At 47.3% G+C, this 13,810-nt stretch carries 11 protein-coding genes; 5 read left to right on the top strand and 6 right to left on the bottom strand.

The genetic code is table 11. From position 1 onward, the window contains the following. The first annotated feature begins 24 nt into the window (after nucleotides 1-24). Complete coding sequence (gene proC / locus GC178_16325; protein MBI1289133.1) at nucleotides 25-822, top strand: pyrroline-5-carboxylate reductase; 798 nt, start codon at nucleotides 25-27, stop codon at nucleotides 820-822. A 59-nt stretch (nucleotides 823-881) separates the two neighbouring features. On the opposite strand, the gene GC178_16330 is transcribed toward proC, so the two are convergent. Together GC178_16330 and rlmD are read right to left on the bottom strand one after the other, a co-directional pair. Beyond that, nucleotides 882-1,466, bottom strand: a complete 585-nt coding sequence (locus tag GC178_16330; GenBank protein MBI1289134.1) for a methyltransferase domain-containing protein — start codon at nucleotides 1,464-1,466, stop codon at nucleotides 882-884. A 116-nt stretch (nucleotides 1,467-1,582) separates the two neighbouring features. Continuing rightward, complete coding sequence (gene rlmD, locus GC178_16335) at nucleotides 1,583-2,989, bottom strand: 23S rRNA (uracil(1939)-C(5))-methyltransferase RlmD (GenBank protein ID MBI1289135.1); 1,407 nt, start codon at nucleotides 2,987-2,989, stop codon at nucleotides 1,583-1,585. Between the two features lie 226 nt (nucleotides 2,990-3,215). Here rlmD and GC178_16340 point away from each other — a divergent pair, with 226 nt between their 5' ends. Together GC178_16340 and GC178_16345 are read left to right on the top strand one after the other, a co-directional pair. Further along, nucleotides 3,216-6,005 carry a GTP-binding protein gene (locus GC178_16340; GenBank protein MBI1289136.1) on the top strand — a complete coding sequence of 930 codons (2,790 nt, stop codon included), beginning with the start codon at nucleotides 3,216-3,218 and terminating at the stop codon, nucleotides 6,003-6,005. A gap of 107 nt (nucleotides 6,006-6,112) precedes the next feature. Further along, nucleotides 6,113-6,700, top strand: a complete 588-nt coding sequence (locus GC178_16345) for a hypothetical protein (GenBank protein ID MBI1289137.1) — start codon at nucleotides 6,113-6,115, stop codon at nucleotides 6,698-6,700. A 345-nt stretch (nucleotides 6,701-7,045) separates the two neighbouring features. On the opposite strand, the gene GC178_16350 is transcribed toward GC178_16345, so the two are convergent. Continuing rightward, nucleotides 7,046-7,480: a hypothetical protein gene (locus GC178_16350; GenBank protein MBI1289138.1), complete on the bottom strand. Its 435-nt coding sequence runs from the start codon at nucleotides 7,478-7,480 to the stop codon at nucleotides 7,046-7,048. A 224-nt stretch (nucleotides 7,481-7,704) separates the two neighbouring features. Between GC178_16350 and priA the strand changes: the two genes are divergently transcribed. Beyond that, entirely contained in the window at nucleotides 7,705-10,167 is a 2,463-nt protein-coding gene (gene priA, locus GC178_16355; protein MBI1289139.1) for a primosomal protein N', read from the top strand. A gap of 224 nt (nucleotides 10,168-10,391) precedes the next feature. Further along, entirely contained in the window at nucleotides 10,392-11,831 is a 1,440-nt protein-coding gene (gene asnS, locus GC178_16360; GenBank protein ID MBI1289140.1) for an asparagine--tRNA ligase, read from the top strand. A gap of 82 nt (nucleotides 11,832-11,913) precedes the next feature. Here the strand turns inward: asnS and GC178_16365 are convergent, their stop codons facing one another. The 3 genes from GC178_16365 to GC178_16375 all read right to left on the bottom strand — a co-directional run bounded on the left by GC178_16365 (nucleotide 11,914) and on the right by GC178_16375 (nucleotide 13,577). Beyond that, the gene (locus GC178_16365; GenBank protein ID MBI1289141.1) at nucleotides 11,914-12,354 is read right to left on the bottom strand and encodes a hypothetical protein; all 441 of its coding nucleotides are present in this window, start codon (nucleotides 12,352-12,354) and stop codon (nucleotides 11,914-11,916) included. Nucleotides 12,355-12,545: 191 nt separating this feature from the next. Continuing rightward, the gene (locus GC178_16370; GenBank protein ID MBI1289142.1) at nucleotides 12,546-12,971 is read right to left on the bottom strand and encodes a DUF1801 domain-containing protein; all 426 of its coding nucleotides are present in this window, start codon (nucleotides 12,969-12,971) and stop codon (nucleotides 12,546-12,548) included. A 189-nt stretch (nucleotides 12,972-13,160) separates the two neighbouring features. Continuing rightward, complete coding sequence (locus GC178_16375) at nucleotides 13,161-13,577, bottom strand: hypothetical protein (GenBank protein ID MBI1289143.1); 417 nt, start codon at nucleotides 13,575-13,577, stop codon at nucleotides 13,161-13,163. Between the last annotated feature and the right edge of the window lie 233 nt (nucleotides 13,578-13,810).

Raw genomic sequence — 13,810 nt, forward strand, 5'->3', positions numbered from 1 at the left:
AACTTCGGCAACAAGTTTTTGAAGATGGAAAACAAGCGAATAGCAATTATCGGATGTGGCAATCTGGGATTGACCATTGCCCACGGACTGTTGGATGATGGATTCGAGGCGGCCGCATTGACCGCCACGAGAAGGAACGTGAACCAACTTCGCGATCTGGCCGCAAAAGGCGTGAACGTCACTGCTGACAACATCAGTGCTGTCAATGGTTCGGATGTGGTGGTGCTGGGAGTGAAGCCGTATAACGTGAAACCGATCCTGAAGGAGATCGGTCCTGCGTTGGATGAGGGCAAACACATTTTGGTCTGTTTGGCCACGGGCATTACGTTGGCGGAACTGACCGAATGGAGAGGGAAAACACTTCCTACCTTCCGTGCCATGCCCAACACCGCTGCAGATGTCAACGAAAGCATGACCATGATCTGTGATACGGGAGCAACTTCAGCTCATCGTGAGGTTATCACGGGATTGTTCGATAAGATCGGCAGCACGCTCTACATCGATGAAAGCCTGATGGAGGCGGCCACCATTTTGGGTGCTTGCGGCATTGCTTACGTTTTAAGGTTCATGCGCGCCATGATACAGGGTGGGATAGAGGTCGGGTTCGATGCCAAGACCGCCACGGCCATTGTGAGCCAAACGATGAAAGGCGCTTCAGAACTGATCATTCAGAACGGTTCGCATCCTGAAAGTGAAATTGATAAAGTGACAACCCCCAAAGGTTGCACGATTACTGGACTGAACGAGATGGAACACGCTGGGTTCAGTTCGGCACTGATCAAAGGGATCGTGGCGAGTTATAAGAAGATTGAAAAGAATTAGCGAATTAGCGAATTCGGGCAATTAGCGAATGAGCTACAGACCTGTTAGGTTTTGAAAACCTAACAGGTCTTTTTCATTTCCACCCACAACTCCCGTCCCAAACGCGGTGCAATGGAATTCTCGCAGGGTTTCATACTGGCAATCTCAAACAGCCCACCGAAATAACCTTCGTATTCTTCCACGCTGCCACCGAAGGGAGGGCCTTCTTCCGTCAGTTCAAAGCAGAACATGACGCCTGCCAGTTTCCCGTTTGGAGCCAGTAGTTCGTGCATCTTTTTGGCATAGTCTGAACGCCATTTCGGGTCGAGGGCGCAGAAGAAGGTCTGTTCCAGAATGAGGTCGTATTGGCCTTCATGTTCAAAGAAATTGCCCAGTAGCAAATGGTCTTGTGGAAACTCTTGGACACGCTTCTTGAATCCTTCCAATGCCAATGGCGCAATATCGATCACAAATACATTCTCAAAACCTTGCTCATGCAGGTATTCCGCTTCATACGCATTTCCGCAACCGGGAATCAGAATACGGATGCTTTTGTCCGTCAACGTATCAATGAATTCCTTCAGTGGAGTAGTAGGCGCACCCACATCCCAACCGATTTGATTTCCTGCGTAGCGGTTGTTCCAAAAGTCTTTGTCAAGTTCCATGTTCAGTTATTTCACAGAGGTTCCATGTTCGGTTATTTCACAGAGAAAGAATTGAGTTTATTGAGTTGCACGGAGAAAAATCCGCGTTAATCAGTTCAATCCGTGTCATCTGTGTTCTATTTCTTTCTCACCAGCAGCACCACACTCTCCACATGATGCGTATGCGGGAACATATCCACCGGCCGTGCCTTCTTCACCTCGTAGTTTTCGCTCAGCAACTGCACATCACGCGCTTGCGTGGCAGGGTTGCAACTCACATACACAATGCGGTCGGGTAGGAGTTCATTCAACCGCGCCACCACATCGGCATGCATGCCTGCACGGGGCGGATCGGTTATCACCACATCGGGTTTGCCTTCCTTGGCAATGAGTTCCTGTGTGAACACATCCTTCATGTCGCCTGCGTAGAACGTGCAGTTGTCGATGCCGTTCAGTTCCGCGTTCGCCTTCGCGTCATCAATGGCCGCTTCCACGTATTCGATTCCTACCACCTTCTTGGCCTTTTTCGCCACGAACTGCGCAATGGTTCCTGTTCCCGTGTAGAGGTCATACACCACCTCATCGCCCTTCAGGTCGGCAAAATCGCGGGCCACTTTGTAGAGTTCATACGCCTGCGGACCGTTGGTCTGGTAGAACGATTTCGGCCCCACGCGGAACTTCAACCCTTCCATTTCCTCCAGAATGTGATCCTTGCCATGGTGCACCTGTATGTCGAGGTCGTGAATGGTGTCATTCTGCTTCGTGTTCACCACATACAGCACCGAGGTGAGTTGCGGGAATTCCTCCACCAGCGTGTCCAGTATCAGCTTCACGTCTTTCGGGCGGTCTTCCGCCACGCTCAGTATCACCATCCATTCGCCCGTCATGGTGCTGCGTACAATAAGATTGCGCAGAAAACCCTTCTGCTCGTTCAGATTGTAGTACGAGAACTCGTTTGCCAGGGCCATTTCCCGCACGCGGTTTCGGATGGCATTGCTCGGCTCGGCCATCAGGTGGCATTGCTTGATGTCGAGCACCTTGTCCCAACGACCGGGCACGTGAAAGCCCAACGAAGGCACGTCATCGAACACCTGTCCGCTGTCAATTTCCTCCTGCGTCAGCCATCGCTTGTGCGAAAAACTGAACTCCAACTTGTTGCGGTACTCGAACACGTTGGCGGACCCAAGAATGGGCTCAAACGCCTCCACTTGCACCTTCCCGATGCGTTGCAGCGCATCGCGCACCTGTTTGTTCTTGAATTCCAGCTGCTTCTCGTACGTCAGATGCTGCCACTTGCAGCCGCCACACACCCCGAAATACCCACACTTGGGGTCAATGCGCAGCTTCGAAAACTCCTTCACCCTCAATACGTGCCCCTCCGCGTAGTTCTTGCGCTTGCGCTTGATCATGATGTCGCATACATCGCCCGGAATGACAGCCGTCACGAACACCACCATTTCATCCACCCGCGCCAGCGCCTGCCCCTTGTCTGCAATGTCAAGGATGGTCACATTCTCCAGCACTTGTTTCCGTCTTCTGCCCATGGCGCAAATATAGAGTTGGTGCGGTTCAAAGTTCAGGGTGAATGGTAACCGTGTGTTACAAACAAGTGACCAGTAAGTATTCGCTAAGAGTTTGTTGATTTAATAGGTATGTTTGGAATTTAGGGTTAAGGCCGTTTCTAATTGCCAAGCCGGTTATTTAAATTGACTTAACCAAATTAGATATGATCACATTAATAACACACGGATTTTTTTAGCCCCCTTAAACATGACGATGAAACCAGATATATCAAGAAAATTAAATCCAAAGAATAGAAATAAGGTAACTCACTTGCCTCTTGAAAACGGCAGGTTGGAAACCATTCCGTTCGAAGTTCGCTCATTTAGAAAGCTGCAACATTTGAGTATGTATAACAATCGGCTTTCATCACTTCCTGACTATATAGGGGAATTAGATAGGTTGCAGCAAATCAATTTGTCGAACAATAAATTTGACAGTTTGCCCAACCAATTAATTGATGTTAAATCTCTGACCATCCTAAATCTTAAAGGAAATAGTATTCAGAGTTTGGATGGAATAAATCAATTAAGTTCAAACTTGCTCAAACTGAACCTTGCGTCAAATAAAATTGATGAAAGCCAAATTGATCTTAAACCATATAGTAAACTATCGGATCTTGACCTAAGTGACAACTTAATGAAGGCCATTCCTGATGCGCTTCTTCAAGAAAGTTTGATTTCTCTGAATTTATCGAATAACGAGATAGTAAAAATCCCAGAGTCTATAGGAAGGCTTAGTAAAATCCGAGAGCTTAACTTGAGTTTCAATAATATAACGGAAATTCCAGAAAGTATTGGTTTGCTCACCAATCTCAGAAAGCTCGACTTGTCTGGCAATCAAATAGTTGACTTGCCCAAAGGGATAAGCAAGCTCGATAAGCTCACACACCTAAATCTAAATGGTAATCCAATTGGTGACGTTCCACCGGAAATTGCGAATCAGGGCTTGAATGGAGTTCTAAACTACTACATCAATTTAGGTGAATCTGTCCCACTAAATGAAGCTAAGATGTTGATTGTTGGACAAGGTGGTGTCGGCAAAACGTTTCTTATGAATAAGCTCATTTTTGGACAAAGTCCAGAAACTGTTACTACTGAAGGTATCGATATCCAAAAATGGAACATGAGTATTAGAAAAGAGGAATCAGATTCTGGGAATGTTGAAAGGGTTCGGTTAAATGCGTGGGATTTTGGTGGCCAGGAAATTTATCATTCGACACATCAGTTTTTTCTGACAAAAAGATCAGTTTATCTGTTCGTTTGGGAGGCAAGAAATGACGACTCACTACTTACGTTTGATTATTGGCTAAATATTATTCGTGTTCTGAGCAATAATTCTCCCGTAATAGTTGTGCTCAATAAAATTGATGAGAGACTTAAGGAAATTGATCAGAAGTCTATTGTTGAAAAGTTCCCGAATGTGATTGGATTTCATTCTGTTAGCGCCAAGATAGGTACCAATTTGGAAGAACTGACCGACCGTATTCAAAGGACGGTTATTAAACTGCCCCATTTGGGAGATAAACTACCTAAGGTTTGGAGCGACATACGGGCTGAACTGGAAGGGCTTAGTGACAATTATATAACGTATGAAAACTACCTAAGCATATGTAATAGACACGGTCTTTCAAAGAAGGATTCAAAGTTTCTAAGTCAGTACTTTCATGACTTAGGGGTATTCCTGCATTTTGTTGATAATCCAATTTTGCGTCCAATCGTATTCCTGAAGCCTGAATGGGCCACAAATTGCGTTTACCAAATTCTTGATTTGAAGCAAGTCATTTCAAATTTTGGAGAGTTTGACAGCGAAGTTCTGGACAATCTTTTAAGTGAGTACGATTCACAACAGATTAGCTACATCATTGAATTGATGAAAAAGTTTGAATTGTGTTTTCAACTTGGGGAAAAGAAGTATGTAATTCCTGAGCTGTTACGCGTTTCTGAACCTAAGGTCAAAAACTTTTCCAATAATGGAATAGGCTTGGTTTATCAATATGACTTTATGCCAGCCGGTATAATCTCTAGATTAATTGTAAGACTTAAGGATAATTTGGTTAGCGGTAAATACTGGAAATATGGCTTGTTTGTGCGGCATCAAAACACCATTGGCAAGGTCACGAGTAATCAGTTTTCAAGGTCCATTAATATTCAAGTATTCGGTGAGAATGAAGCTTTGCTTTTGGGAATTATTAAGCGTGATTTGGATCACATTAATGAGTCTTTGAATTATCCATCTCATTCAATAGCAATACAGTGTAACTGCCCAAACTGTAGCAGGGCCGAAAGTCCATTCATGTTTAACTATGAGTTTTTAGAGAAGGCGAAAAGGGCTGGGGTTCGGACAGTTCACTGCCAGCATCATATTGTCGAGGTTAATCTAGAACAACTAATTGGACCTTATCAAATCAAAACTGCAAATAAGGGAGAGGATTTTGGCTTTAATTCTACGGACTTAACAGTTGATATTATTGAGATATCAACTCGGATTTTGGAACGAAAGTATAGAGTTGAATGGGAAGACCATGTGAATGATTTATTTACCGATCATCTCAGAACAAAAGGATATGGTGTGACGGATCAAACCAGGAGCGGTCGGTCTAACACTCAAAGTGGTGAATTGGATTTGATGATTAGAAACTTACGAGGCATGCCCGTAGCTATCGTAGAGGCATTGCGACTTAAGTCATTAGGAAAGGGAAATCAACAACTAATTCTTCACTTAAACAAGATGCTGGTTGATTACGATACTAATGGACTCAGCAGAAATTTCTTACTAGTCTATTCATTAGCGGATGACTTTAGCGATTTTTGGAAAAAGTATCAGGAGTATATCGCGGACTTGCATCATCACCACTTGTATAATCCGTTGGCAAAAATGACATCCTATAATATCAACAGGGATTTGAGTCAGCGAGCCAACTTAAAGGTGATTGTCTCTCAACATGAAATCGGAGCAGGTATCTGCGATGTTTATCATATTGTGCTGAATATGAAATAAGTCTGTTAACGAGGCAAGGTTAGCGTGCTTCTAAAGTAAACACATTGGATGTGCCAGATAGCGCACCTTTGCAACACATGCTTTCTTCAACCCCTCCGAACAAACCCATGAAACCCATCCTCCTCGTCCTTCTAACTTCGGTCATCACCGTCCAAGTTTCCCTTGCGCAGATCACCCGAAACGATGTGTTGCCATTGTTCGCCAAGTTGGGGGCGGAGGATTTTAAGGGTGCGCAACAGCTTTCGGCTGAATTGCTGAAGGAATTCAAAAAGGACACCACCTCGCTGGTCGGTATTGTGCGCTATGCGTACCTCTATTCAAGTGCGGCCTTGGTATCGAAAGGGGAGATGAGCTACAAGGAATTGAAGTCAAGATCGAAGGCGGTGCGTGGCAAGTTTCTGCTCATGCCCGGTCATCCGGCAACCACCGATACGGTGAAATTGAAATACGATTCGAATGAGTTGAAAATGCAGGGCGACCAAGCCAAATGTTCCGTGATCACCCCGAACAGCAACCAAAGCTCCATCTACTTCTTCGAGTATTACGACCTTGTTCCCGGCACGGACATCCACCAGTTTGATGGAAAGGACACGCGCATCGGTGGAACCTTGGACAGCATCGAATTCAACCCGAACGGTTCCACCATTTGGATCATGCGGCTCCATTTCAAAGATGCCATCCTACGGGAGATGTAGCGGAGTGGTGATCGCCTATATTTACTGATTGCCCTTTCATGCATTGATGGACATTTTCATAACTGTCTCTCAGAAAAAGATAGTTCTGTTTTCCAATACCAATACATTGTCACCCAGTTCCAAAGCATTGGTTTCCGAAACAATAGTTATGTTTTCCAAATCCAATGCATTGCTTTACACTTCTAAAGCATTGTTTTCTGAATCCAATGCATTGTTTTATGAATCCAATGCATTCTTTTCCGAAACAATAGTTATGTTTTTCAGATCCAATGCATTGCTTTCCAATTCCAATGTTATTTGGTGGAAAAGCAATGCAATGCTTTCGAGCGCAGCAGGGATGGCGAACTAATTTATAAAGGCGGAAATCCCTATCTGTCCCCCAACTTGTGCCCGCACTATTGCCGCAGATAAAACACGCTTCGTTCCCTTCGCAATCTGTACTGCGATGTGTTGGGTTCCATGTACGAAACAGAGGAAGTGGATGCGCTGCGGAAGTATCTCCGGTTCAAAGCTGCTGTTGCGGTCTCTGGGCGTGTTCACATCTATGCTGCCAAAGCCCCTCTTCACCTTCTTGCCCATCCTGCTGTTGCGCCTGTTGGGGGTGTCCGTATCCTTCAGATGGGCGTCCATCTCGCCCTCCATCGCTGCTTCAAGCAACCGCTTGAGCATCGGAGCAAGAACTCCGTCCTTGCCGCCCAGTTCCTTACCGTTCTTCAGGGCCTCTATCGCATCCCGCTCAAAGTTGGCATAGTCAATCCTGTCTTTCTCTTGGTCTTCCATTTTTTCTGTGTCTTTCTGGTTATCAAATCCATCTATCTGACATCTGACACAGTTTATTGAACAGACTCTTTTGTCATTACCTCAACATCATGTTTTGAGTTCAAATTGTATTTGAAGGCTAAAGCGCATTTCGGGTCTTGAAACGAGCCGACCGTTTCCATTAACGGTCTGTTTCGTGCTTTTTCATTTCGGATTTAGTGCTTTCCAACCGATACATTTGCCGCATGAGCGCCCTTGCCGTGTTTGTGGAAGTGATATTGCCGTTGCCCTTGGCCGGCACGTTCACCTATCGCGTGCCGCAGGTGATGGAGGCGTACGTGGCCGTGGGCAAGCGCGTGGTGGTGCAGTTCGGCCGCAGAAAACTCTACACGGGCATCATCAGCGAGGTGCACCACACGCCCCCGCAGCACTATCAGGCCAAATACCTCGAAGACCTGCTGGACGATGCGCCCGTGGTGCTGCCCGGCCAGATGGCCTTCTGGAACTGGATGGCCGAGTATTACCTCTGCCATGTGGGCGATGCGATGAATGCCGCCATCCCCTCCGGGCTGAAACTCTCGAGCGAGAGCCGCCTGGCCATCCACCCCGATTATGCAGGCGAGCTGGAAGGATTGAATGAGGAGGAACTGGACGTGCTGGAGGCGCTGCAGCACAACACCTTTCTTACCATGGACGACCTGGCACAGCTGGTGCGCAAAACGCATGTGCACCGCATTGTGCGTTCGCTTACCGAGCAGGGCGTGGTGGTGCAGTATGAGGAGTTGCAGCAGAAGTTCAAACCCAAGAAGGAGACCGTGTACCGCTTGGCCGAATGGCTGGGTGACAAGGAGAAGCTACAGGAGGTGTTCGAGGCGCTGAACAGGGCACCGAAGCAACTGGAGGCACTCATGCAGTTCATCCAGCTATCAAGAACAGGCAAGGAGCAGGGCGTGGTAAAACGGCAGATGCTCATTGGCGACACTGGTGTTTCGGCTGCTGCCATCGACCAGCTCATCAAAAAAGAGATACTCATAAAGGAAGAGGTGGAAACTTCGCGCCTACAGGATGAAGGGCCTTGGGCCGAAGGCGAAGTGCAGCTGACCGAGCTGCAACAGCAGGCGTTCGATGCGTTGCACGCGCATCTTGCCGAAAAGGACGCGGCCTTGCTGCATGGCGTTACCGGCAGTGGCAAGACGGAGATCTACATCCGCCTCATCCATGAGTTCCTGAACCAAGGCAAACAGGTGCTGTACATGCTACCAGAGATCGCGCTGACCGCGCAGATGATCCAGCGCCTGCAGAAACATTTTGGCGAACGCGTGGGAATCTATCACTCCAAAATATCCGACAACGAGCGGGTGGAAGTGTGGAAGAAACAACTGAGCGCGGAACCTTACGGGGTGGTGCTGGGCGCGCGTTCGTCCATGTTCCTACCGTTCCACAATTTGGGCATGGTGATACTGGACGAGGAGCACGAGCACACCTTCAAACAATACGACCCGGCACCGCGCTACCATGCACGCGATGCGGTGGCGTATCTCTGCAAGCGTTCCAACGCCAAGTTGCTGCTGGGTTCGGCCACACCCAGTTTGGAGGCTTATTACAACGCCAAGCGCGGCAAGATCGGCATGGTGGAACTCACCGAACGTTTCGGTGGGCTGCAACTGCCGCACATCGAGGTGTGCGACCTTGCCAAGGAACGGCAGGCCGATGCCATGAAGGGGCCGTTCAGTTCGCATCTGCTCAACCGCGTGGCGGAGACGCTGCACCGCAGGCAGCAGGTCATCATCTTCCAGAACAGGCGCGGGTATTCCAGCTTTGTGCAATGCAACAATTGCGGCTGGGTGCCCGATTGCATCAACTGCGACATCTCGCTCACCTACCACAAATACAGCAACGACCTGCGCTGCCATTACTGCGGCCATGCGGATAAGGTGCCGCACGTATGTCCGCAATGCCAGTCCACGTACATCAAGACCAAAGGATTCGGTACCGAACAGATAGAGGAGGAGCTGGCTCTGCATTTCCCCGAGGCCATCGTGGCGCGCATGGACATGGACACCACGCGCGGCAAGCATGCCTACACACGCATCATCTCCGACTTTGAGGAGCAGCGCATCGATATTCTGGTGGGCACGCAGATGGTGACCAAAGGACTCGACTTCGATCACGTGGGGCTGGTGGGCATCCTCAATGCCGACCAACTGCTCAATTACCCTGATTTCCGTTCGTACGAGCGGGCGTATCAACTGATGGCACAGGTCAGCGGCCGTGCCGGAAGAAAAGGCAGGAGGGGACTGGTGGTCATCCAGACCACACAGCCCACGCATTTCATCATCGAGAAGGTGGTGCAGAACGACTATGAGGGCATGTACGAGGCCGAACTGGTGCAGCGCAAGCAGTTCCGTTATCCACCGTTCATCCGCATGATCACCATTACCATCAAGCACCGCGACCGCGATGTGGCGGACAAAGCAGCAGACGCCTTAGCCATGGAACTGGAACCGATACCTGATAAACTGCTCTTGGGCCCGGAATACCCGCTGGTGCAACGCATCCGCAACAAGTACAACAAGCAGATCATCCTCAAGATGGGAGGCTCCAACATCAAGGAACGCAAGCAGGAGATCTTCAAAAAAATCACAGAGGTCAACGCCCGCAAAGAGTTCCGCTCGGTGTACTTCCAACCGGATGTGGACCCTGTTTAGCCTTGATGTCTATCCGTTTGTGATGCTGACGAAGGAACCGACCGCAGGGAGCTCACGACCGAAGGACGTAACTCTGCATCTCAAAGATTAGCTGCGCTGAACTGACGGTTCCTGATTTCTCGGAATAACAAATTGGACGAACGAATGGATAATGTGAAGTTGCCAAATGCTATCCGCTAAAAGCTAACGGCTTATATATCTTTGCGCGCTTCAAACACAACGCAATGGAAAGCATTAAGGAATTACTGGTAACGGAACAGTTGGACCGAGAAGTGACCGTAAGAGGTTGGGTACGCACCAAGAGAGGCAACGCGTATGTCAATTTCGTGGCCATGAACGATGGCTCCTCTGTCAATAATATCCAGTGCGTGTTCGACCTGGAGGGAAGCTTTAAAGAGGCTGACCTTGTAAAGGTGACCACAGGCGCGTGTGTTTCCATTAAAGGACAATTGGTTGCCAGCGAAGGCAAGGGTCAACGGGTAGAGGTGAAGGCCACATCGTTTGAAGTGCATGGTGAGGCCGACCCAGAGAAATTCCCGATACAGCCGAAGAAGCACAGCTTGGAGTTCTTGCGCGAGAACGCGCATCTGCGTATGCGCACCAGCACCTTCAGTTCGGTGTTCCGTGTGCGCCATGCGCTCACATTCGCCATACATAAGTACTTCAACGACCGTGGTTTCTACAATATTCATTCTCCGATACTTACGGCCACCGATGGCGAAGGAGCAGGAGAGATGTTCCGCGTTTCTACGTTGGATGCAAAGAACCCACCGTTGAACGAAGACGGTTCAGTTGATTATTCAGAGGATTTCTTCGGAAAGCAGACCAACCTGTGCGTTACAGGCCAGTTGGAAGCGGAATTGGCCGCCATGGCGCTTTCTAAGGTGTACACCTTCGGACCAACGTTCCGTGCGGAGAACAGCAACACTTCGCGCCACTTGGCGGAGTTCTGGATGATAGAACCCGAAGTAGCCTTCTACGACATTCACGACAACATGGATCTTGCAGAGGATTTCCTTAAAGAGGTGATCAAGTACGTGATGGAAACCTGCGCGGACGACCTGCAGTTCCTTTCGGATAGAATTGTGCAGGAAGAGAAAGGCTTGCCGCAGGATAAACGCCAACCGATGGAGTTGTTGGAGAAGCTCAACTTCGTGATGAACAACGATTTTGCCCGCATCACTTACACCGAGGCCGTGGACATTCTCCGCAACAGTCAACCGAACAAAAAGAAGAAGTTCCAATACTTGGTGGATGAGTGGGGCGTAGACCTACAGAGCGAGCACGAGCGCTACTTGGTGGAGAAGCATTTCCAGAAGCCAGTGATCATTACAGGTTACCCTGCCAAGATCAAAGCATTTTACATGAAGCTGAACGAGGACGGTAAGACCGTTGCCGCTATGGACATTCTCTTTCCGGGCATTGGTGAAATCGTAGGTGGTTCGCAGCGTGAGGAGCGCTACGATGTGCTATTGCAGAAAGTGAAGGATTTCCACATCCCAGAAGAAAGTGTGTGGTGGTACCTCGATACCCGTAAGTTCGGAACAGTGACCCACAGCGGCTTTGGACTTGGCTTTGAGCGCCTGATGATGTTTATCACCGGCATGACCAACGTACGTGATGTGATACCATTCCCACGTACTCCGAAGAATTGTGAGTTTTAAAACGGGCTTAAACACCCTATCTGCCCAAGGCGGATGAGCCTCAAATTTGCGCTGGCCGCAACGGTTTGGCTAAAGCCAAACTTCAGTTGGCATTAGTTTTTGTTGGGGTTAGTTTTTCTTTAATTTCTTGGATTTCTATTAGCCTCTCTTTGGGGCCAATAAGGACAGGACAGCTTTCTAGTGACACTTTATAGAAATATGATGCCTCATCATATTGCCCATGTTCGAACAAGAAATCGGCCTTCTCAGCTGCCACCTTACATAAGTCAGCATCTGCTCTACAGATCGGTTCACGACCTCTCTCAAGGTTTTCGAGTTTTTCCTTCAGATATTTTCTTTTTGGAAAAAGACCAGAAGCCAACTCATATTCAATTTTAGCACCATCAAATTCAGCAATTATATACAAAGAATCTCCCAACTCAACGTGTCGATTGTATTGGCGTTCACGCTCATTTTTACCGTCTTGAGCATACAGGGCAAAACTCAGCAAGCACAACAATAAAACTGAAAGAGATAGCTTCATTTTTCAATTGCGCACAACGGTGCGCCTAAAAGTATTGCGTTTTGAAACTACTGAGTTTTCGAGATGCGGCAACGGTGCAGAACGAAACTGAGACTGACTGATGTACCGTCACAAGTAATTATATTGTGCGCTGTCGTATTCTTGTTGTAATTCAGTATGTCGTTGGTAAACAGTTCGCGATATAGTGTTGGTTAAGAGGTTTGGTTTACACCGTCTCGAATTGCATCTTCAAGTATACCAATACTTATGTCTTTAAGTGTTTTGAACTTAACACAATAGCCAGTTACGCTCGCCTTACCTATTGTCTTTCCGTAGGTGTCGGGTAAATACTTTTTGTCTCGAATGCCCAATATATAAACAGATATTCCTGTCGTGTTTGCACTGATGCCAATCTGATAAAACTCTTTGCTCTTACCGTCAGCATATTTTATGGTTTGAAGTCCATATCCAATGTTTGGATTAGAAACGATTTTGCCATTATCGTCTTTGCCGTCTAAGAACCATAGTTTACATTTTGGCATAACTTTAAGTATGCGTTGATGTAAAGTTTCAATGTCTGAACGTTTTGGGTCAGGATGTGAAGCAATGTAATCTTTGATTTGTTCTTGAATGTTCATTTTCGCCCTGTTTACTGTGTGGCCCTACAATGTGCGCCAACATTTCTCAACTATGAAAATAGTCCGCCTTATGCGGATTCGACCTTTCAGCCGAAACCGAACTTGGCAGAAACAACTGAGGTTTGCGTACCTATCGTCACTCTCTGCTTTGATAGTAGATGTTGTAAGTAGTTTCTTTCGCGTTTCAATTCAATCTACTTGACTAATTGTCACATCTACATTTTCGTTTTGGTAGAAATGAAAAGTTATTGATGAGCCTTTGCAAACTTTTGTCCGTTCAACATCATTAGAAAGGTTCGCTTCCAGATCTAAACAGTAAGTTAGATCTACGACCTCTTCAACTGATATCCAACCGTCCTTTTTGTGAACTGGAGAATTCATTCGAACCCTTCTTTCGAAGGGCTGTCCGAGTAAAGAAGTCAACTCAGCCTCTGTTCTATGGTTAAGAAGAGGTGCAATAACCTCATATGATCTCAGTATCAAATCATACCGATAAGTTGAGGATATAAGCCATTTTTCTTTGTCGAAAGGCTCAGAGATAAACGATTGTCCAAACAGTACAATCGAGTGGAAGAACATGTATAGGGTAAATCCTATTGTTTTCATTTCAAATTACCGCCAACGGGTACCGCCAAAGATAATGCGTTAGAAACTTCCGTCCTTTCGCCATGCACAAACAGCGTAGAACGAAAATGAGACTGACTGACGCACCGTCCTAAGCATTAGATTTTAGCGGGTGTGCCCGTTGCACAACCCAAATATACCTGTTGAAAACTCAGTTTTCCATGATCTTGACTTTTTGCGCGGTCGGTCCGACCTTCGGTAGATGCAAGGCAAGA

The organism is Flavobacteriales bacterium (genome assembly GCA_016124845.1).
Lineage (GTDB): Bacteria > Bacteroidota > Bacteroidia > UBA10329 > UBA10329 > UBA10329.